Raw genomic sequence first — 21,622 nt, forward strand, 5'->3', positions numbered from 1 at the left:
CGTCAGCGGTCGTGCCGATTACGGCGCTTCCTTCGCCACCAGCCATCGGCCAGCCCACTTCGCCGGCTTTACGTCCTCGATCCGCTGCTGTTTGCGCCCGGCCTTGGTGAGATACGTCACTTCCACCGTCACTGGTGCGCTGCTCGGCAGCCCGAAATGCACAGGCATCGCGCTCTGCGAGTCGTAACCTTCGGTCGGCGATACCAGTCGCGAAGCCAGCAACGCGCCCTTCGCGTCATACAGGCGCACCTCCGATCCGGCGCGGGTCAGATGACCGTTGCGGTCGAGCACCTGCACTTGCAACGAATATCGCTTTGGCTTCGCGGACAGATCGTTGCGAAGGACTGGGTGATGGCCCGCCGGGTTGTAACCTTCGGTGAGCGACAGATCGAGATCGCCGTCGTTGTCGTAGTCCGCCCAAAGTGCGGCGTGATCGCCCACATGCATGGCGCTGCCGGGCACTAACATTTCAACGAAACGGTCGCCCGTGTTACGCAGCAGATGATCGACCGAGCGATACTTTCCGTTCTCGCGCGCGTAGCCAGCGATGACGAGGTCGAGCAGTCCGTCGTTGTCGTAATCGCCCCAGTTCACACCCACGGCCATCTTCTCGCCCGTGATGCCGACTTCCTGCGCCACGTCCCGAAATTTTCCACCCTCGTTTCGATACAGAATGTTGACGCCGTAAACCGTCACATACAGATCGAAGTCGCCGTCGTTGTCATAGTCGCCGACCGCACAGTTGACACCGCCTTCTTCCAGCGAACGATGCGGCTGCTGGATGTTCAACTCAGCGGCGATGTCGGTGAAAATGCCGCCGTCGTTGCGATAGAAGCCGTCCTTGTCGCCCTGCTGGTTGGCGACGAACACGTCCAGGTCGCCGTCCTGGTCGAAATCGAACCAGCACGCGCCGACGCTGCGGCGGGGATCGTTGATCTTCGCCTCGCCGCTCACATCGACGAAGGTGCCACCGTCGTTGCGCATGAGACGATTGGACGAAGCGCGCTGCGTGACGAACAGATCGAGGTCGCCGTCATTGTCGTAGTCGATCCAGTTGGCCTGACGCGCATTGGGTCCCGGCGCCGCCACGCCAGCCGCCTTGGCGACTTCGGCAAAGCGTCCGTTGTCATTTCGGAACAGCAAGCCGCCGACAATCGTGTCGCCGAGACGACCGACGGTGCCGCCGCGCCCGGATGTCGCTGCATACAAATCCACATCGCCATCGTTGTCGTAGTCGCCCCATGCGAGCCCGCGCATCTCCGCGCCCTGCGTGGGCAACCCGACGTCCGGGCCTACGTTGGTGAATACGCCCTTGTCGTTTCGATACAAACGCAGCTCGCCGGTGCCAAAAGAAACCGCCAGGTCGAGATCGCCGTCGCCATCGAAATCCGCCCAGGCGGAGGCCAGCCCTCCCGACTTCGCAAACACATCGGGCTGCACCGGCGTGAACTCAGGTCCCTGTTCCGGAGTGGATGCAGCGCTGGCGTGCGCGGCCAGGACGATGGACAGAACGCCCCAGCGACGAAGTAACGTATTCATGGCAGGCTCCGGGTGCTTTCGGATCAGCGATAGAGATCCGAGACCGCGTTGAAGAAATCGTTATCGAGAATGACTTCGGCGAAGCGCGGCTTGGAGCGCGCACTGAGCGTGACGATCACGAGTTGCAGCGCCGGATTGATATAGATGTATTGACCGAAAATGCCGCGCGCACTGAAGGCACCGTCGGCGAACGTGCCGTCGCGTCCCGGCACCGGCCACCACATGTAGCCGTAGTCGACGCGCTTGCCTGCGATCGTTCGCGAGGTGCCCGCTTCTCTCATCCAGCCCGGCGGCAGGATGCTCTCCGTACCGACCACGCCGCCTTCGAGGAAAAACTGACCGAAGCGCGCGTAGTCACGCAGCGTCGCATTGATGCCGCTGCCGGCCGCCTCGAGTCCGCCCGGCGCTTCCAGCCACCAGTGCGCGGAATGTTCCATTCCGATGGTCGACCAGATCTTCTTCGATAGATAATCGGACACCCAGCCGCCCGTCACTGCTTGCAACAACACGCCGATGACGTGAGCGTCGCCGGTGCCATAAACAAAGCTGGTACCGGACGGAGCGATCCGCGGTCGACTGGCCAGATAGTTCAGAACGATGCCGGGCTTCTGCTCGATCTGCAGCTCCAGCATGTGACGCCGCTCGGAAGCGGCCAGCGTGTGCGTCTCGTCCCAGCACAACCCGGTCGTCATCTGTAATAGATGACGCACAGTGACGCCGTCATAAGCGGTGTTCTTGAGTTGCGGCAGATAGTGCGTGAGCATATCTTCGACGCTGCCGATCAACCCGTCGCGAATCGCCGCGCCGACCAACGTCGTGCCCACCGACTTGGCCACCGACATGGAGATCCACGGCGTGGTCGCGTCGTTGCCGAGCTCGTATTGTTCGAGCGCGACTCTGCCGTTCTGGAGAATCAACAAGCCCGCGACGCGATTGCGCGAGACGTAATCGACCAGATCGTACGAGCCGGCCGCGGTCGCAATCGTTACATCGTCGATCTGATCGCCGGCTCGCTGCAGCGGGCGTACATATTTGCCGCGCGGAATCTCCCGCTGCGCGAAGATCCAGCCACGATTGCGAAACAACTCGAGCTGCGCGCCAGGCATGACTTTGCCGGCGTAGAAGTTGCGTGTCAGGCGAGCGGTTTCGCTTTCTTCCGCCGCCCCTGCCTGCATCTCGTGCATGACTCGACCCCATCTGACTGTTTCGTGATGGGATCGTTATACGGAGCGAGCAATCGGCGAGGTTGCAAAAGTTGGGGTCGGCGGTGTCTCGCCGACAACGGGGACGTCGTTACCTCTTGTACGAGGCCACCGCGATATCGTCCAGTCCCACGCGGTTCAACAAGACCGGATAGTGAGGATGCTGTCGGATGGGCTCCATGCGAGGGTCGGTACGCAGGAACATGAGACAGTTCGAACGCTTGGCAACGGCATCATCGAGCAGCGTGACGGCGCGCCCTTCGTCGCCAATGCTGAGATAAGCAGCAGCCGATTCATACGGACAAACATAAGTGCCCACGCTCGCGGCTTTCTCGAGCAGCGGCAGCACCTTTTCTTTCTGCCCCGCATATCCATAAGCCTGCGCGAGCATGATCAACGCGACCGGCGATCCATCCAGTTCGGCGCCTTTTTCCGCAAGCTGCACCGACCTTCGATAGTCACCGGCGATGTAAGCGCCGACACCCGCCCCTGAAAACACAGGCCCAACGTCCGGGTGTTGCTCCATCTTTTTATCGACCCACTCGCGCGCTGCCTGACTTTCTCCGACCATGAACAGCGCCCAGTTGCCCCAGTCCGCCATTTCCACGTTGAGCGGATCGAGACGATTGGCGGCGGCGAGCGCGAGCTTGACCTTGTCCGCTTCGCCCAGGCCCGAGTAATACAACGCAAACCCCAACTCCGTCTGCGCCAGCGTCGGGTCGCGACGCTTCGCTTTGCTCAAGGCAATCCAGGCATCCTTCCAACGCCACGCCATCACATAGGTCAGCCCCAGCGAAGACCACGCCTCGGCGGAATCGGGCCGCAACTGCTGCGCCTCGGCCAGCGAATCGACCACCTTCTGCAGCATGTTGATGGGCGGCTCGAAATAAGCAAACAACTGTCGATAGGCATCGCTGCGGGCGATGTAGGCATCGAAGAATTTCGGATCGAGCGCGATGGCTCGATCGAACAGCTCGATGGAGCGCGGCAGGGACTCGTGACTGAGCAGATCCAGCTGATAACGCCCGGCTACATACGCTTCATAGGCTTGCAAGTTGGTGGTGGGAAATTCATCCAGTGCGCGCTGCTCGCCCGCGAGGATCGCGACCTTCAAGGACTCCGACACCGCACCGGCAATGGCGGACTGCATCGCGAACAGATTCGTGTCGTCGGTGCGACCTTCGTAGTCCTTGTCCCAGACGACGAGCCCCTTGCGTAAATCTTCCAGCTCGACGGTGATGCGCAGCTCGTTGCCCGCAGAGATACTGACCACGCCATCGAGCACATATTGAACGTCCGGCAACTGGCGCCGAATATGATCTCGCGACTTGTTGTCCCGGAACGTAAAGGCGGACGGCGGCGGCACCACCCGCAGGCCCGAGATCTTCCGCAGGTTACGAATCGCTTCGCGAGTGACCTGATCTGCGAACGGCCGCCAGGCGTCGGGCGCATCGCCGGAAACATCGAAGGGCACGACGACGACGTAGGGCAACTCGGGTGCCGGCTGCGCGTGCCACGATGCAAACGTACGCCAACCCAGTAAAGCCACGAGCAACACCACACCGGCGGCGATCACCACTGGCACGCGCCAAGTCGGTGCAGCAGCTGTAGCGACGGGATCAGCCGCAGGTGGCGGCGGCGGCGGCACGTCTCCGTTAGTCGCCGCGCCTTCTGGAATGACGATGACCGGGGCGATGAATTGATAGCCTCGGCCGCGAATGGTGAGGATGGTCCGCTGCAGCTCGCCGCTATCGCCGAGGATCTTCCGGGCGCTCTTGACGTGATTGCTCAACGTCGCGTCCGACACCTCGCGCCCGTCCCACACCTCCCGAAACAACTCTTCCCGGGACAGCACCCGATCGCGATGCCGGATCAGATACACCAGCAGATCGAAGACCTTCGGCTCCGCGGGGACGACGGCGTCGCCGTGACTGATGCGGTACCGGGTCGTATCGAGGGTGTAGTCGGCGATCTGGTATTTCAGAGGCAGTCCCTTCGCACCGTTATCGAATCATTACCCAAAAATTAGCCAATCACCAAGCGGCCATCCGGCCATCGCAGCCAGGGTGGCACCCGACGAACCCCAACCACCTCGGGAGAACCCTCGTGCCTACGCCGCTAGAAATCCTGTTGGATCCTATCTCATTGACCGTTCTTGGACTGTACGCCGCCTTGATCCTGCTGGAGGCGCTGTTCCCCGCCCGCCCCCTGCCCCAGGTCAAAGGCTGGCGAACCCGGGCGCTGACGGTGTTCTTTATTTACTTCTTCGTCTCGTCCTATCTGCCCCTGCTCTGGGGCGAGACGCTGGCCCGTTACCAGATCTTCAACCTCGAAACGCTCAACCCCTTCGGGGCCGCTGCCATCGGGGTGCTCGCTTATGAGCTCCTGGTCTATGTCTGGCATCGGACCATGCACCGGGTGCACTGGCTCTGGCTGTCCTTTCATCAAATGCATCACAGCGCCGAGCGCCTGGACAGTTACGGTGCGTTCTACTTCAGCCCGCTGGACATCGTCGGCTTCACGTTACTGAGCAGCCTCAGCCTGACCATCGTGGGGCTCAGCGCGCAGGCGGTCACGTATTTCCTTTACGCCACCATGTTCCTGGCCGTCGTCCAGCACATCAACGTCCGCACGCCGCAATGGCTGGGATATATCGTGCAGCGTCCCGAGAGCCACAGCATTCATCACGCTCGCGGCGTTCACCAATACAACTATTCCGACCTGCCGCTGTTCGACCTCCTGTTCGGCACCTTCCGCAACCCGAAGGAGTTCGCCAGCGAGGCCGGCTTCTACGACGGCGCATCTGCGAAGCTGCCGCAGATGCTCGCGTTCAAGGACATCGCCGGGAGTGACTTCGATCCGGCGATGGATCTCGGCAAACGTTGACGCCAGCTCAGGCCAGCCCTTCCGTGGAATACCCTGCGTAAGCGGGCAAGTCCTCAACAACCGGACGGCGAAGGAAATCGATCGGTCGGCCGACCGTCATGGCTCGCCTGAAGTCGACGTCCATCTCGAGAAACGCGGTGTCCGCCTCCACGCCCAGCGCATCCAGGACTTTGGTCCAGAATGAGCGCGCGGCGGCGGTCGCCGCGATATCGAAGATGTCGGCATCGGTGAAGCCATGCCGTTTCAACTGCTCGATCTGGCCGTGAGTCACCTTGGTTGCATCTCGAGCGACATCGCGAGCAAACGTCATCATCGTCACTTCCGCGGACGATAACGAGTCAGGCATCTTGCCGCGGGCCATTGCCTGAACGTCCTCGCTCGAAAAGAATTCGGTGAGCGCTTTGCCATGCGCCAGGGCACACAAGGTGCTGCGCAGAGCATGAGCGGCGGCGAACGTCGTGAGCTCGTAATGTCTCTTGCTCATGTGACGTTTGGCGCCGGATAACAGCTGCGCCCACAAGCCCATCATTTCCGGGCGATGACAGAACACCTTGGCGTAGTTCGGGACGTAGCCGTAGTGCGCCTCCTGTCGCCCGTACATCGTGCGGACTTCGTCGGCCAGTTCGGGGGCGTAGTTGGTCGTGTCGATGAAAGCCATGATGGTACTCCGGTCAAGCAGATCGGCGGGGCTGCAGCCAGTTCGGCAGCAGGCGTTGAGGATCGATATCGATTTGGGTGTCGTAGGGAATGTGGTTGTCGGCCAGTCGCCGCTGCAGGCTGCCGTCACGCCAAGCGTCGAACAGTTCGGAGCAGCCGCCGACGTGCTCGCCACCGACATATATTTGCGGCACGGTCGGCGATCCGGTGCGGCTCAGTAGCACTGCGCGGATCCTGCCGCCCAGGTCGTTGCGTTGATACTCGACGGAGTCGAGGTCGACGCTGCGATATTTGATTCGGGCGTGCGTGAGCAGTCGACGGACCGACCAACAAAACTCACACCACTCGAGTGCGAACAGCACGACCGGCTCGTTGCGAATGACCTCTGCGACGAAGCGCTCGGCATCGGCATCGCTCGGTGCCGGTGCCACAGCGGCGACCGGCGTCGACGACGGCGTGTCGAAACGATACCCCGGCGTCGAACGCGAGAGCTCGAGCTCTTCGCCGGTCATTTCCTCGCCGATCCCCTCGAACAACGGCGTCGACAGATAGCGCTCGCCGGTATCCGGCAGCATACAAACGATGTTCGTGCCGGGGGGCGAACGGCGCGCCACCTGCAACGCCGCCGCCAAGGTACCGCCGCTCGAAGTCCCGACGAATATTCCTTCCTGGCGAGCCAGCTCGCGGGCCAGACGCAAGGCGTCGGCACCAGCTACCGGCACGATCTCATCAATGTGCCCTGCTTCAAGGGCCTCGCCCGTCAGCTTGGAAATGAAATCCGGCGCCCAGCCCTGCATGAGATGCGGACGGAACTGCGGATGACTGGGCGGTGGCAAACCCTCGGCAGCGCGCGGCTGGGGAATGCCGCTGCGGAGGACCGGTGAATTATCCGGTTCCGCGGCGATGATCTTCGTCCCGGGGCTCGCCTTCCGAAGCGTGCGCGCGACGCCGTTGAGTGTGCCGCCCGTGCCGAATCCAGAAACCCAGTAGTCGAGCCGGTCACCCGCCAGGTCGGCGAGAATTTCCTGCGCCGTCGTGTGTGCATGCACTTCGGCATTCGCTTCGTTCTCGAACTGGCGGCACAGATACCAGCCGTGCTCTTGCGCCAGCTCCATGGCCTTCGCCAGCATGCCGCTGCCCTTCGCCGCCGCCGGTGTCAAAACAACGCGCGCCCCGAGGAAACGCAGCAGCTTGCGGCGCTCGACGCTGAAGCTCTCCGCCATGGTGACGACCAGCGGATACCCTTTCTGCGCGCACACCATCGCCAGCGCGATGCCGGTATTGCCGCTGGTCGCTTCAATGACGGTCTGGCCGGGCTGGAGCTCGCCGGTCCGCTCGGCCCGCTCGATCACCGCGCGAGCCATGCGGTCCTTGACCGAGCCCATCGGATTGAAGGCCTCGATCTTCACGTAAACATTCGCGTCGGGCGGCGCGAGCTTGTTCAGCCGGACCAGCGGCGTATTACCGATCGTTTCCAGAATGTTGCTAAAGCGGGCCATGATGCCTACCTCACCTGCGAAATTCCGACAGCCGGGCCGCCGGGATGAGAAGATCCTGAGCCGGCGGTGTGGGTGCCCGCGTGGGAACGGGCGTGGTTTTTCACACGGCCACCGTGGTTTTTTGGTTCGCGTAGACTCGCGGTATGGAAGGTCTGCAGCTCAAATTTCTGGGCGAGCTGGAAGTCGTTCGCAACGGCGAGCGGCTGGAGCTGCCGGCTTCACGCAAGACACGGGCGCTGCTGGCGTATCTCGCGCTGAACCGGCGGCCGTTCCGGCGCGAGCAGCTGTGCGAAATGTTCTGGGATATTCCAGACGATCCTCGCGGCTCGCTGCGCTGGAGCCTGTCCAAGCTGCGACGCCTGGTCGACGACGAAGCGCAACCGAGGATTCGCGCTGACCGCAACGCGGTGGCCTTCGACCCGGCCGGTGCCATCATCGACATCGACGAGCTCAAGGCCTTGAGCGCCGCCGACCTCGAGGCTCGTCCCCTCGAAACGTTGGAAGCAGCCGCGCACCACTATCTTGGGATACCTCTCGAAGGTCTGGACCTGCCGGATTTCCAGGACTTCAGCGCCTGGCGCACCGCCGAGTGCGACGCCGTCCGACGCTCACAAACTCACCTGCTGTCCACGTTGATCCGACGCCTCGCCGACGATCCGGAACGTGCCCTGCCTCATGCTCGTGCGCTGGTGAACATCGATCCGTCCGATGAACGCGCACGAGCGGTCCTGAGCCGGCTCGATCGGGCCGCTCGCACGCCGCGCCCCCGGAGCGCGCCTTCTGAAACAAACATCGAAACGCCGGCGTACGACCGGCCGATCGGGCGCGATGCCGAACTCCAACTGATCTCGGCCACCCTGTCCCGAGTCATCGAACAACGCCGCTGCAGTCTGGTGATGATCTACGGCGAACCGGGCATTGGTAAGAGCCGGCTGCTGACGACGGCGGCCGCGCTCGCCCGCGGCAACGGTGCCCTCGCACTCGAGTCCTGCGCCTACGAATCCGAAGCGATTCGCCCGTTTGCGCTGTGGGTCGACGCCTTGCGCGAGCTCGGCCCCGAGACCCGGGACAGCATCTTCAATCAACGCGATCACGCCAATCGGGATCGTTTGTTCGACGCTCTGAGCGATACCGTCGCGACCCGCTCACGAGAGCAACCGGTGGCGCTGGTATTGGACGATATGCAGTGGACCGATGAGTCGAGCGCCGCGGCCCTGCACTACGTGGCCCGGACCAATCGAGATCGACCGTTGCTTGGCGTCTTCGCGGGGCGCGAAGACGAGATACGAGATAACGCCCCGATGTCACGCGCGTTGCGAGAGCTACGCCAGGCCAACCTGCTCCAGGAAATCAGGCTCGGGCCACTGACTCCCGAGGACGTTTGCAAACTGATCAGCACGAGCTCGCCGCAGGCCAACGGCGAACGCCTGAGTCAGCAATGCGGCGGCAATCCGTTGCTGGCGATTGAGCTGGCACGCGCCGAAGTCGCTGGTGACAGTGCTCGATCGCTCGGCGGTCTGGTTCAGGAGCGTCTGGCCCGTTTCGACAAGGACGGTGGAGAAGTACTGCGCTGGGCAGCGGTGCTGGCACCACGAATCGACGCCAGCACGCTCGCGCGGGTCACTGGCCTCGATTGGAATCGGATCGGCGAGGCGCTGCAAACGGCAGCGCGACAGGCCATGTTGTTACAAGTCGACGGACACTTTCGTTTCTCTCACGACTTGATTGCACGCGGCATCTACGACGCCATTCCTCCCGCACAGCGAAGCTCCATGCATCGGCAAATCGCCGAGCTGCTGGAGCAAGACTCCGCGCTCGATCCCGAACGGGCCGCCGACCTGGCGCATCACGCTTCCCAAAGCGGCGATGCAGGGCTCGCCGCACACGCAATGATTTGCGCCGGCCGTTTGTGTCTACGGTTCTTTGCGAATCAGCAAGCGCTGGCTCTGGCACGCAAGGGCCTGCAATGGGTGGCACGACTGCCCGGCAAGGAGCGCGTGTGTCCGACGATCGAACTACACGAAATCATGATGACGGCGGCACCGGTCGAGGACTGGCAAGCGGCGGCACGCGAGTACGCCACGCTGGCAGAGCAGGCACTCGATCAAGGCGCGGTATCTCACGCCCGGCGTGGTTATTACATGGCCAGTTACATGCATTGGCTGCACGGTCAATGGGACGGCGCTCGCACGGAGATCCTGCAATCGGAGCGAGTGGCGCGCGGTGGCGATGACGAAGAACACATCATCGGCATGGCAGAAGCGGCGCGTTGTCTCGGGATGCTCGAGCGCGATCTGCCGCACGCCGACGCGATGTTGATGGAAGTACAAGCGCTCGCCGCTCGCAAGCGGCTCCGACACTGCGTCATCACAGCCGCGCTCGGGATGCTTCGTTTCCACGAAAACCGGCTGGACGAAGCAGTCGAGCACTTCGAGGAGGCGCGCATCCTGGCCCGCGCGTCGGGCGACCGGCTCAGCGAGTTTCAGGCCAACGAATATCTGGCGATGATCGACCTCGAACGCGACCGCCCGGCCGCAGCGCGAGTCACCTGCGTCACCCTGATCGAGCTCGGCGAGAAATTGCGCGATGGCAGTGAACGATGTTTCGCTCATGCACTCCACGCGCTCTGTCATTACACGATCAGCGATGACGCCGCACCGCTCGCTCCCGCGCTCGCGGAACTGCGCAGGGTCGACGCGAAATATCGACTCGCTTACACGCTCAATCGCGCGGCGCTCATCGATCTGGCCCGCCAGCGACCGCAAGCGGCGATCGAGCGGGCCGGCGAAGCGCTCCGCCATGCAATGACGCTCGAACGGGTCAGCGAAGTGATGATCGCCCATATCGTTCTGGCGCGGGCCCATCGTGCAGCCCACGACGAGCAAGCTTGCGGCGAGCATCTGCTCGCGCTCGCCGATTTGGAAGATACTCCGGTCGCGGGATACACCCGCAATCGCACGGCGGCACTGCGGGCAACCCTCGACTGAGCACACCGTCATGACGACGCAAATGTTTCTCGAGCGCACCTTCGATCCACCGATCAGCCCCGAGCAAGCCCTGGCCGGAATGCAAGGCGGCGCCTGGTGCCTGGAAATGTATCGGGTCACGTGGCTGGGAAGTTTTCTCGCCCTGGACGGCGCCTCCATGGTGTGCCGTTTGACCGCAGCCGACGCTGAATCCGTCCGGGCCGCGCTCGACAAAGGCGGTGCCGACACGCGGCGCTTGTGGAGCGGCACGGTGCACGAAGCGCCGATGCAAGGAACGCCGAACGTATTGGTCGAACGTTCCTTCCCCGCGCCGGTCAGGTTCGAGGACATTCAAGCGATGGAGCTGGCCGCCTCCTGCTGTCTCGAAGCGCATCGGGTCAAGTTCGTGCGGACGTTCTTTGCCGCCGACCGCAAGCGAATGCTGTGCTTCTATGAGGCACCCGATGCCGAAGCGGTCCGCCTGGCGCAGCATGGTGCCGGCATGCCGGTGAACGCGGTGTGGGCGTTCAATTCGCTGCGTGTTGGCGCGCCGATTCCACGCTCGCCCTGAAAATTCCACGGCGGCTCCCACGCTCAGTCCCACGAGCGGCCCGCACAGTTCTCCCCGTTCCCGGTCGTCGACCGGACTCATCCACACCGAGGGAGATCGATATGAACCTGACCACCGCCGTCGATAATGGCGTCAATGTCGAAGCATTGCTGGGTGCCCGCCAGGCGCTCACGGACGCACCCCAAGCCGCGCAGTTCAAATGGCGCGCCAGCTGCAGCTGGGTCAAAGGCACGCACAGTCAGTCGAGCGTGCAGAGTTTCTTCGGGCTCGGCACCGAACAAAATCACAAGACCGAGTTTCGTTATGACGCCGACCATCCCGAGATCTTCGCCGCCGAGGACCACGGCTCCGCGCCGGTTGAATTCGTGCTCGTGGGACTCGCTTCCTGCCTGACCGCAGGCATCGCTTCAGTCGCCCAGAATCGCAAGATTCAATTGCGCTCGGTGAAAGCGACGGTCGAGGCCGGCATGGATCTGCAAGGCATCCTCGGCATCGACGCCGACGTGCGCAATGGCTTCAGCGGCGTGAACGTCGTATTTGAAATCGACGCCGATGCAACGCGCGAGGAGATCGCCGCGCTGGTGGCCCAATCCCAGAAGCGCTCGGCTGTGTTCGACATCGTGACGAATCCAACCAACGTGACGGTGACCGTAAAATGATCGGCGCCGCTCGAGGACGATCTGCGCTCGCGGGCCACATCGATGTCGTCGTGATCGGCGCCGGCCATGCGGGACTTGCGATGAGCCAATGCTTGTCGGAGCACGCCATCGAGCATGTCGTTCTCGAGCGCGGCGCAGTCGCGAATTCCTGGCGGCAGCGCTGGGATTCACTGCGCTTGCTGACACCGAACTGGCAGAGCCGTCTGCCCGGCCATCGCTATCTGGGCGCGGATCCGGATGGATATATGTCGCTGCCGGAGGTGGTGGAGTTCATCGCCGGCTATGCACGCACGATCTCGGCCCCCGTGCGGACTGAGACTGAAGTGACCTCCGTGCGTGCTGCCGACGATGGTTATGAAGTGATCAGCAATCGGGGGCACTGGTACTGTCGTGCGGTGGTCGTTGCAAACGGCCAGCACAGCGTTCCCAACGTGGCAGCGTTTGCAACCGAGCTGCCGGCAATGGTCCGCTCGCTCACGACGAAGGACTATCGTAATCCGGAGCAGCTCGACGATCGCGGCGTGTTGATCGTCGGCGCTTCGGCGAGCGGCGTACAACTCGCGGACGAAATCCATCGATCCGGCAGACCGGTGACGCTCGCCATCGGAGAGCACATCCGCATGCCACGCGTTTATCGCGGGCTCGATATCCAATGGTGGCTCGATGCCTGCGGCCTTCTCGATGAACGTTATGACGAAGTGGACGACATCGACCGAGCTCGGCGCCTGCCGTCTCCGCAACTGATCGGCAGCGCCGAGCGCACGACACTGGATCTGAACGTACTCAGAGAGCGCGGCGTCGACCTCGTCGGCCGTTTCGTCGGCATCCGCGACGGTAAGGCCCAGTTCTCCGGATCGTTGCAAAACCAGTGCGCGATGGCGGATCTCAAGCTCGGTCGCCTGCTCGACAAGATCGATGCGTGGGCCGACCGCAGCGGCCAAGCCCCGTCAGCACAACCGGAGCGATTCGCACCGACACTCTTCGATCACGCTCCGAGATTGCAGCTGGATCTCACGCGCAATCGCATTGGAACGGTGCTCTGGGCGAGCGGCTATCGTCCCGACTACAGCTGGTTGTACGTGCCAGCGTTCGATCGCAAAGGACGCCTGCGTCACGACGGTGGCATCGTCGACGTGCCAGGCTTGTATGTTCTCGGATTGAGCTTCATGCGCCGGCGCAAATCGAGTTTCATCCACGGCGCCGAAGACGACGCGCGGGATCTCAGTGCTCACCTTGCTGGCTATCTGCGCGATCGAGCCGCGCCCGCCTTGGATCCTCTTCGACTCAGCGCCTGACGTGACCGAACAGAACGACAATCTCAATTATATGGTCGGCGAGATCGAACTGCCGACGGCATCCAGCACTCTCGCACAGCTCGAAGAGTCGTGCCGGCCTTGCTTCCGGGCGCATCGAGTGCAGCTCGTGCAATTGTTTGTATCCTGCGATCTCAGGCGCGCGGTGCTGATTTTTCTCGCACCGGATGCTGAGTCGGTGCGATATGTGTGCCGGCGCGCGGGCGTGCCGGTGAAGCGCATCTGGGCATGCCAGCATCCAGGTCACCTGGGGTGAAACGCCGTCACACTCTACGGCGTCACCGTTGCCTCACGTCGGCAACGGCTTGCCCGTCTGCTCCGCCAGCATGTACGCCGCGTACCACTTCGGCCACTCGTCGGGCTTCTCTCCAGGCGTCCGCTTCTCGTGCTCGCCATGCGCAGCGGCTGCTCGTTGCAGGGCACTGGTAAGCTCCGAAGTCGAAGTAAACCTCGCCACATCGGGGTCGACTCGTCCCGGCAATCGCGAAGTAATCTCCTGAAGCAACCAGGCATTGCCATCCGGATCGCTGAACGTCGCAAACGAGGAATAGCTTGCCCGTTGCGGATGCAGCCCCGGCTTCGCCGGCTGGCCCGGCCCCAGACGATGAAATATTTCGCTCGCCGCGACGCCACGGGCAATCAACTCGGCGCGTGCCGCTTCGATGTCGGACACGATGAGATACAACCCTTGCGCGGAGCCCGGCTGAGCTGACGTCACGCCGCTCCCGAAATGAACCGAGCACGGCGAGCCCGGCGGAGTCATCTGCACTACCCGGAAATTTCCTTCGGCCGAGAAATCGGCATCGGATCGCCAGCCCAGGCTTTTGTAGAAACGCTTGGCTCGTTCCACATCCGAAACGGGAATGACCACGGCTTCGAGCTTGAAATCCTGCGACGGTTGAGCGCTCATCGGGAGCTCCTGATGAAAAGTCGATGGTACTTCTCATCGAGTCGGTTTCCCGGCAGTACATGGGGCACGACGCTTGCCCCTGCGGTACCGCTCGCCGCTGGCGGCAACGATTTATACAGTCGGGATGAAACGCAGCATCAGGCTCTCTTTCGCCACATCGGCCGTGCTGGCCGCGCTAGCCGGCTCGGCCATCCACGCACAGAGCAAGCCAGACAAGTATTCGCTCACGTCGCCGAGCGGCATCGCTTTCGGAGATTTCAAAGGCTACGAAGACTGGGCTGTGGTCTCCTCCGCCCGCACTGACGAAGTGCTCAAAGTCATTGTCGCCAATCCCACCATGATCAAAGCTTACAAAGCTGGCGTTCCAGGCAACGGCCAGCCGTTCCCCGACGGCTCGAAGATCGCGAAGCTGCAATGGAAACCGAAGAAGAGCACGGAGGCGCCGTTCGTGGTGGATGTGCCGGACGTCTTCACGCAGGCTTTCGTCATCGAGAAGGACAGCAAACGATTTCCGAAGAGCGGCGGATGGGGTTATGCCCTCTTCAACTACGACGCGCCATCCGACAAATTCTCAGTCGATCCGACCGGCGTTGCCGATTGCGGGCACACGTGTCACACAGCCGTGAAGAACAAAGACTATATCTTCCACCCGTATCAGCAGCGTTGAGGCTGCTCCTCAGCCCCGAATGCTCTTCAACAACATCGCGAGCTCCGCCAGCGAATAGGGTTTGCGAAGCACGCCGAAGCCCTCGCTTTCGGCGCGGCCGGAGGCGGCGTCGGCGTAACCGCTGGTCAGCAGCACAGGAATGTTTGCTCCGCGTTGACGCAATTCGCGACCGAGCTCCACGCCGTCCATGTCTCCGGGCATCATGATGTCGGAAAACACCAGATCGAACTGGTTGTCCCCCTCAAGTGTGGCCAGGGCCGATGACGCGCTGGCTACGCGACTCACGCGATAGCCCAATCTGCCGAGCATTCGGCTGACCATGACGGCGACGTCATCATCGTCTTCCACCAGCAGAACCGCACCCGCGGCCCCTCGTGCACCGGCCTCGGGAATAAGGCCCTCCGGCGCCGGCCCGTCTCGTTCCGGCTGCGACTCGGATCGGGGCAGCAACAACGCGACGGTCGTGCCGCGCCCCACTTCGCTTTCGATCTGCACGTTGCCGCCCGACTGCTGTGCGAATCCATACACTTGCGCCAGCCCCAAGCCCGAGCCCTTGCCCACATCTTTGGTCGTGAAAAACGGTTCGAACACGCGTCGTTGCACTTCGGTCGTCATGCCGACGCCCGTGTCGATGATGGACAGCCGGACGAAATCGCCGCGCAAACCATCGAGACGAAGCGAAGGAACATTGCGGGCGCGAATGACGATCGCGCCGCCCTTCGGCATCGCGTCCCGCGCATTGACGGCGAGATTGAGCACCACGAGCTCCAGCTCGCCGGGATCTACGTGGACCGGCCACAGATCCTGGCTGAGCTCCAATTGCACCTGGACGTTGCCGCCGAGACTCCGAGCAAGCAACTCCCGCATGCCGCCGATCTGACGCGCCAGATCCACGGGCTGCGGCTGCAATGCCTGCCGACGAGAGAACGCCAGTAACTGACGCGTCAACGACGCCCCTCGATGCGCGGCCTGTCGCATGCCATCCATCAGCAATTTACGTCGCGCGGCTTCATCGGTGTGATCCAGCATCTCCAAGCCACCGAGGATCACCATCAACAAGTTATTGAAGTCGTGCGCAACGCCGCCGGTCAGTTGACCCAAGGCCTCGATCTTCTGGGCTTGCCGCAGCGAATCCTCTATGTGCGTGCGCTCGATCATCTGCGTACGCAATTCCTCATTGGCCGCTTGCAGCTCACGCGTCCGTGCGGACACCAGATCTTCCAACTGGACGGCTGCGGCGGCTTGCGCCTCGACCAACGCTTTCAGCTCATATTGGCGTCGGCGCGCTCGCATCGCCGCCTGCACTGTGCTCGTCAGAGTAATGGCCTGGACCGGACGTTCGAGCAGCGACACATTGCGTAGCATGCCGACCAGCTCGCGCCGCCAGCTCGACACGTTGGGATGAGTCAGGTGACTGGTGAGAATGACGAATGGCAGATCGGACCAGGCCGGCTGCTCTCTGACCCACGTCGTGAGCGCAGTTGTATCCTGACGATAAATCGCTTCCTCCGCGAGCAGAACGGCGGCAACGTTTGTTTCGAGATGCTCCATCAAGCACTCGAGATCGCGGCACACCTCGGTGCTCACTCCACCTCGGCTCAGCAACTCCGCGGCCGCAGATGCGTCGCGACCGATCGGAGCCACGACCAGAACGCGCAATGCTTCCGGCTCACGCACCTCCATGGGATTCACTCGTCATCAGCGGCTCGGGATCGCCGGTGTATTGCGGCGTGCCTGAGAAGATGCCACTAAAGTTGACCAGCGGCGGCCCGACCTCGATGCCCCCGGGCGTGAGGCGAAATTCACGAATGGTGTGCTCGTGATGGCCGCTGCGCTTCTTGACGACCGACAAGGCGCGCCTCACCACGCCCCGGTACTCGAAATATCGCAACATCAACACCGAGTCGCTCAAATAGCTGACGTCCAGCGGCGTGTCCATCGGCCCGACCAGCCCGTGCTGGGCCAGCACCATCAAGGTGAGCACGCCCTGCTGATTGAGATAAGTCAACAGCTCATGCATCTGCAGTATCAGGAAACGCCCGTCGGGCATCGCGTTCAGATAACCGTTCAAGCTATCGATCACGATGACCCGCGCACCGTCGACTTCCACGCTCTTACGAACATTCGCCGCAAACTCTCCCGGCGACAGCTCCGCGGGATCGATCTGTTGAAAGCGGATCGAGCCCTTCTCGAGCGCTTCCGTCAGCGGCAATCCAATGGTCCGCGCGCGTGCCTCGAGCGTGCCGCGGCCTTCGTCGAAGGCGAAGAACACAGCGTGATCGCCACGCTGCGCAGCTGAAATCGCGTAGGTCAAGGCGAGAGAAGATTTGCCCACGCCGGCAGCGCCAATGAGCAACGCATTCGTGCCCCGCTCCAGGCCGCCGCCCAACAGCCGATCGAGCTCATCGCTGCCGCTCGAAACGAACTCGCCAATGAATTTGGTGTGATGCTCCGCTGCGATGAGTCGCGGGAAAATCTCCAGCCCGCCCTTACGAATAGTGAAGTCATGATAGCCGCCGCGAAAGTGGATACCGCGCATCTTGAGCACCCGTATACGACGACGCTCGGCGCCGTATTCGATCGCAAGCTGCTCGAGCAGCACCACGCCATGAGAAATCGAGTGCAGCTGCAGGCCGCCGATATCCGCGCCGGACAGATCGTCGAGCAGGACGATCGTGCACTGACGACTGGCAAAGAAATGTTTCAGCGCCAGGACCTGGCGACGATATCGCAACGGATCCTGCGCGAGCAGGCGCAGCTCCGAAAGACTGTCGACGACCACCCGGGTTGGATTGAGCGCCTTGACCCGATCGAAGATCAGCTTCGTGGTTTCGCCCAGCTCCAGCTCGGACGGATGCAGAATGGTGATCTCGCGCCCCTGATCGAGCGCGCTCTCCGGTGGAATCAGCTCGAAGATATCGATCCCTTGCAACGACCAGCCATGCCGCTTCGCGACCAGTTCCAGTTCGGCCAGGCTCTCGGACAAGGTGATGTACAGGACCCGCTCGCCCTGGCGGGCGCCTTCCAGCAGGAACTGTAATGCGATGGTGGTTTTTCCCGTCCCGGGCCGACCTTCGTAAAGATACATCCGGTTCCGATCGAAGCCGCCGCCGAGAATGTCATCCAGACCGGCACTGCCCGTGGAAACGCGCTCAGGGTCCGCTCGCTCAGACATGGACAGCTCCTCTTAGGATTCGAATAGGTATGCTCCGCTCCACGCCGGGAGTGTAAAACCGGGAAAAAAACTGTTCTGAGGACCCGAAAGTTCCCCAGTGGACGCCGGCCCGATTTCGGTCGACCATCGGAACCCGGGACATAAGAAGAACATCGGAGGTGCGCATGGTCGCTTACGAAGCCGGGCACGAGGGTCTGCTCTCAGCCGCGTTGATCCGTCTCAAACTGTTGAACCCAGGCGAGACGGCACCTCCGCCGTTCCTCCGCGCCAGCGGCGTGGCGGGCGAATCCTTCGTCTATTTCGTTTATTTGAAGACCAGCCGCGATGCGCATCGCGCTCGCGGGCTGTGGCTGGTGGTCAAGTTCGAGAAGCGCCCGGAACGGGCGGATCGGGAATGGGAAGCCGTGGTCGAGCTGCGTGCCGATGCGGATCTGCCGAACAACGTGCTGCTGCCGATCGACGGCAACGAGCCCGCCGACCAATGCATCATCTTTCCCGCCGCCCAGGGAGAGAGCGAGTTTCAGACCGTCACCACGCTGCAGGATCTGCTGATTCACCAGCTCGGCAGCAATCCCCAGAACTGCAGCAACGCTCTGGACCTCGTCCTGCACTCACTGAAAACGGCGTTCCATCGCCGACAGCCCGGGATGCGTGCCAGCGCCGTTGGCAGCGGGCCTCGAACCTGGTCGGCTTGGTTTTCAGGGGTGCTGACCGCGGATTCTCTGGCGAAGATCGTAGCAACCGTTGCCACATCAAGCGCCGCGAAGCAGGCGTTACAGATCGTTCGAGCCCATCGTCCGGCCGGCACCGATGCGTCAGACACTTTGATGACATTGCTGAGCTCGCCCGAGACCATCGTGAAGCAAGGTCACTCGCTGGCCTTCGATCTGCATTTCTCGCGCGTCCATGGCGACATGAACATGACGAATGCCTTGCTGTCGCTGGCCCCGGACCAGACGCCCGCGGCCGATTTCATCATCGACGTTCCTCACTCGCGGCCCGAGCAACCGACCGCACTGGATTTCGCCCGCCTGGAGGTCGATTTCTTTTTGACGGTGCTGCCGGCCCTGATTGCCGATCGGGACGAGTTGCTGCAATTCAGTGCGCGTCTGCGTGACTATCTGGACGGACGCGTTGTGACACCCGGCCCCGATTCGGTGCTGTGGCGAAACTGCGTGACCTTCATGACCCGGCTGCGCCGCTCGGCCGAGCGGGTCTTGAACGATCTCGGCCCCGCCGATCGATTCAAGTATGCGATGCGCGACCTGGGCACCTGCCTGTTCTTCTATTATTTGAAAGCGCTGCTGTGGCAAAGCACGGCCAGCAACGACACGCTGAATCAACAGGCGGTCTTGTGTGCCTGCCTGAGCCTCGAGCACCTGCGCGACATCCTGGCCAGTCGCTACTCGGGGGCCAGCCAATATCATCGGCAACTGTGGCAGGTCCTCGATCCCGACCAATTGAAACTTTCCGACGAGCAGCGCAACGAAGTACAGGCTCTCGCGGAATCTCTCGCAAAATTGGATACGCCCGCAACCACCGAGGCAATGGGCCCTTTGCTCAGCGCCGTCGTCCCTGAGGCCGCCGGCACCTTCTCGCCGGATTTCATTCCCGCCATCCAACAAAAGCTGCTCGAGCTGTTGACCGTGGATCGGGTGATGGATCAATACACCAAGTCCTACTCAGTGATCCGGCGCGATCCCGACGGGACGCTGACCCTTCTCAAGACGACGACGTACATGCCGGTGAACCTGACGAATCGTCCGATCCGGTTGCATCCTGCGATCGAGTACGAGCTGCATGAAGCGCGGCGCACCGTTCTGAAACATTTCTCCGTCGTCGGCATTGCACCGGGCACGCCGTCCTGGAAACAACCGGCCCAGTTCACGCTGGGCGACCAGGAGTTGCGAGCTCGCGAGTCCTATCGCGACAACCGTACGCCGGTGCGGACCTACGCCATCGACAGCGAGTTCGTTTTGCCGCCTCACGATCCGAACAATCCGCGACCGTTTCGCGTGACCTTCGAAGAAGAGATCTCCGGCAAAGATATGGACGGCGACCACATCGTGACGGATCGAGTGCTCAACGGCGTGACGGTGCGTTTCGATCCCGGCACCGCCGGCGTCTTCGACTTCTCCGCCGGCGACGGCCAACTGGAGGAAGTCGAGCCCAATCGCGAATGGCGCCTCAAAGGCGTGCTGCTGCCCGAGCAGAAAATCTCGGTGAGATGGCGACATATCGCTGAATGAGTGCTCGGAACGCATCCGCGAGCACACGGTAGAACGAACTGAATACACGCGGGCCACCCGCGGTTTGGCTCGTTCACCGAAGGAGAAGCGGCAATGGCGTCACGGGTCTACCTCCTTGGCGGCTACCAGACGGACTTCGTCGACAACTGGGCCCGCAGCGGCCTGGAGATCGCCGACGGCATGCGCTCCACCCTCCTGCGCGGCCTGGCTGAAACCAACCTTGCCCCCGCCGACATCGAGGTTGCACACATCGGCAATTTCGGCGCCGAACTGTTCTGCAATCAGGGCCATCTTGGCGGCTTGTTCGCGGCCAGCGATCCGGCATTCGCTGGCATTCCAGCGTCGCGACACGAAGCCGCGTGCGCGTCCGGAAGCCTGGCGCTACTCGCGGCCAGCGCCGATATCGAGGCGGGACGGTATGGGCTTGCAGCCGTTCTCGGTGTGGAACAAATGCGCAATGTGCCGGGCGAACAGGCGGCGAAGCTCATCGGCGGCCCGGCGATGTGGAACGGTCACGAGTACCAGGAGGCGCGTTATCCCTGGGTGCAGGTCTTCAGCGACGTGGCAGATGAATACGATCGTCGTTACGGCTTGAAACAAGAGCATCTGTCGCGTATCGCGCAGATCAATTTCGAGAACGCCCGACGCAATCCCAATGCACAAACCCGCCGCTGGACGTTCAAGCAGAACAGCTTCCGCGCCGACGACGTTGATAATCCCATCGTCGAAGGCCGCACCCGCAAGCAGGATTGCGGCCAGATCACCGATGGCGCGGCGATTGTATTTCTCGCTTCCGCAGAACGCGCACACGAGTACGCCAGGCGGCTGGGCATCGACCTCGACGTGCTACCTCACATCAAAGGCTGGGGACATCGAACGGCGCCCATCACGTACGCCGCCAAGATCAAGGCCAGCGAAGGTCAGCCCTATGTCTTTCCACACGTGCGAGGCGCGATTACCGATGCTTTCCGCCGTGCCGGCATTGCCGGCGTCGAGCAGATCGACGGCATCGAAACTCACGATTGCTTCACGATGACCGAGTACATGGCCATCGATCATTTCGGCATCACGCCGCCCGGGCAAAGCTGGCGCGCCATCGAGACTGGAGACATCGAGATGCGTGGGCGCACTCCCATCAATCCCAGCGGCGGATTGATCGGCGGCGGACATCCGGTCGGCGCTACCGGCGTGCGGATGGCGCTGGACTGCTTCAAGCAAGTGACAGGCACCGCAGGCGAGTATCAGGTGGACGGCGCGAAGACCTTCGCTACGCTGAACATCGGCGGCAGTGCGACCACGACGGTGAGCTTGATCGTCGGACGCTGAAGC

General features: G+C 62.4%; 16 protein-coding genes. 8 read left to right on the plus strand and 8 right to left on the minus strand.

Translation table 11 applies throughout. The annotated features are described in order from the left end of the window. Positions 1–18: 18 nt before the first annotated feature. From ACFPN2_RS33845 to ACFPN2_RS33855, 3 genes are all read right to left on the minus strand, one after another. Positions 19–1,539: a CRTAC1 family protein gene (locus ACFPN2_RS33845; protein ID WP_380605019.1), complete on the minus strand. Its 1,521-nt coding sequence runs from the start codon at positions 1,537–1,539 to the stop codon at positions 19–21. Positions 1,540–1,562: 23 nt separating this feature from the next. Next, entirely contained in the window at positions 1,563–2,723 is a 1,161-nt protein-coding gene (locus ACFPN2_RS33850) for a serine hydrolase domain-containing protein (RefSeq protein WP_380605021.1), read from the minus strand. A 109-nt stretch (positions 2,724–2,832) separates the two neighbouring features. Beyond that, positions 2,833–4,731, minus strand: coding sequence for a winged helix-turn-helix domain-containing protein (locus ACFPN2_RS33855; protein ID WP_380606729.1), 1,899 nt, complete (start codon positions 4,729–4,731; stop codon positions 2,833–2,835). 182 nt (positions 4,732–4,913) lie between these two features. Between ACFPN2_RS33855 and ACFPN2_RS33860 the strand changes: the two genes are divergently transcribed. Next, entirely contained in the window at positions 4,914–5,627 is a 714-nt protein-coding gene (locus ACFPN2_RS33860) for a sterol desaturase family protein (protein WP_380605022.1), read from the plus strand. A 7-nt stretch (positions 5,628–5,634) separates the two neighbouring features. Here ACFPN2_RS33860 and ACFPN2_RS33865 read toward each other — a convergent pair whose 3' ends face one another. Beyond that, positions 5,635–6,285, minus strand: coding sequence for a carboxymuconolactone decarboxylase family protein (locus tag ACFPN2_RS33865; protein WP_380605024.1), 651 nt, complete (start codon positions 6,283–6,285; stop codon positions 5,635–5,637). 13 nt (positions 6,286–6,298) lie between these two features. Next, positions 6,299–7,783, minus strand: coding sequence for a cysteine synthase A (cysK, locus tag ACFPN2_RS33870; protein ID WP_380605026.1), 1,485 nt, complete (start codon positions 7,781–7,783; stop codon positions 6,299–6,301). A 143-nt stretch (positions 7,784–7,926) separates the two neighbouring features. Between cysK and ACFPN2_RS33875 the strand changes: the two genes are divergently transcribed. The 4 genes from ACFPN2_RS33875 (at position 7,927) to ACFPN2_RS33890 (ending at position 13,274) form a co-directional block, all read left to right on the plus strand. After that, positions 7,927–10,770 (plus strand): ATP-binding protein, encoded by a 2,844-nt coding sequence (locus ACFPN2_RS33875; protein WP_380605028.1) that lies wholly within the window; start codon positions 7,927–7,929, stop codon positions 10,768–10,770. 10 nt (positions 10,771–10,780) lie between these two features. Beyond that, positions 10,781–11,320 (plus strand): DUF4242 domain-containing protein, encoded by a 540-nt coding sequence (locus ACFPN2_RS33880; protein WP_380605030.1) that lies wholly within the window; start codon positions 10,781–10,783, stop codon positions 11,318–11,320. Between the two features lie 101 nt (positions 11,321–11,421). After that, positions 11,422–11,979 carry an OsmC family protein gene (locus ACFPN2_RS33885; RefSeq protein ID WP_380605032.1) on the plus strand — a complete coding sequence of 186 codons (558 nt, stop codon included), beginning with the start codon at positions 11,422–11,424 and terminating at the stop codon, positions 11,977–11,979. After that, a complete protein-coding gene (locus ACFPN2_RS33890; protein WP_380605034.1) occupies positions 11,976–13,274 on the plus strand; it encodes an NAD(P)-binding domain-containing protein in 1,299 nt (432 codons plus the stop codon). The genes ACFPN2_RS33885 and ACFPN2_RS33890 overlap by 4 nt, the downstream gene beginning before the upstream one ends. A gap of 307 nt (positions 13,275–13,581) precedes the next feature. Here the strand turns inward: ACFPN2_RS33890 and ACFPN2_RS33895 are convergent, their stop codons facing one another. Further along, the gene (locus ACFPN2_RS33895; protein WP_380605036.1) at positions 13,582–14,202 is read right to left on the minus strand and encodes a VOC family protein; all 621 of its coding nucleotides are present in this window, start codon (positions 14,200–14,202) and stop codon (positions 13,582–13,584) included. 124 nt (positions 14,203–14,326) lie between these two features. Between ACFPN2_RS33895 and ACFPN2_RS33900 the strand changes: the two genes are divergently transcribed. Continuing rightward, positions 14,327–14,869, plus strand: a complete 543-nt coding sequence (locus ACFPN2_RS33900; protein ID WP_380605038.1) for a cytochrome P460 family protein — start codon at positions 14,327–14,329, stop codon at positions 14,867–14,869. 9 nt (positions 14,870–14,878) lie between these two features. Here ACFPN2_RS33900 and ACFPN2_RS33905 read toward each other — a convergent pair whose 3' ends face one another. Both ACFPN2_RS33905 and ACFPN2_RS33910 read right to left on the minus strand, forming a co-directional pair. Beyond that, positions 14,879–16,552 (minus strand): ATP-binding protein, encoded by a 1,674-nt coding sequence (locus ACFPN2_RS33905; protein ID WP_380606731.1) that lies wholly within the window; start codon positions 16,550–16,552, stop codon positions 14,879–14,881. Then, positions 16,539–18,044 (minus strand): ATPase domain-containing protein, encoded by a 1,506-nt coding sequence (locus ACFPN2_RS33910; protein ID WP_380605040.1) that lies wholly within the window; start codon positions 18,042–18,044, stop codon positions 16,539–16,541. Before ACFPN2_RS33910 ends, ACFPN2_RS33905 begins: the two co-directional genes overlap by 14 nt. Before the next feature lie 164 nt (positions 18,045–18,208). Here ACFPN2_RS33910 and ACFPN2_RS33915 point away from each other — a divergent pair, with 164 nt between their 5' ends. Further along, the gene (locus ACFPN2_RS33915; RefSeq protein ID WP_380605042.1) at positions 18,209–20,293 is read left to right on the plus strand and encodes a hypothetical protein; all 2,085 of its coding nucleotides are present in this window, start codon (positions 18,209–18,211) and stop codon (positions 20,291–20,293) included. A 93-nt stretch (positions 20,294–20,386) separates the two neighbouring features. Further along, complete coding sequence (locus tag ACFPN2_RS33920) at positions 20,387–21,619, plus strand: acetyl-CoA acetyltransferase (protein WP_380605044.1); 1,233 nt, start codon at positions 20,387–20,389, stop codon at positions 21,617–21,619. The last annotated feature ends 3 nt before the right edge of the window (positions 21,620–21,622 follow it).

Origin of the sequence: Steroidobacter flavus (assembly GCF_042651805.1) — a bacterium.
Taxonomy (GTDB): domain Bacteria; phylum Pseudomonadota; class Gammaproteobacteria; order Steroidobacterales; family Steroidobacteraceae; genus Steroidobacter; species Steroidobacter flavus.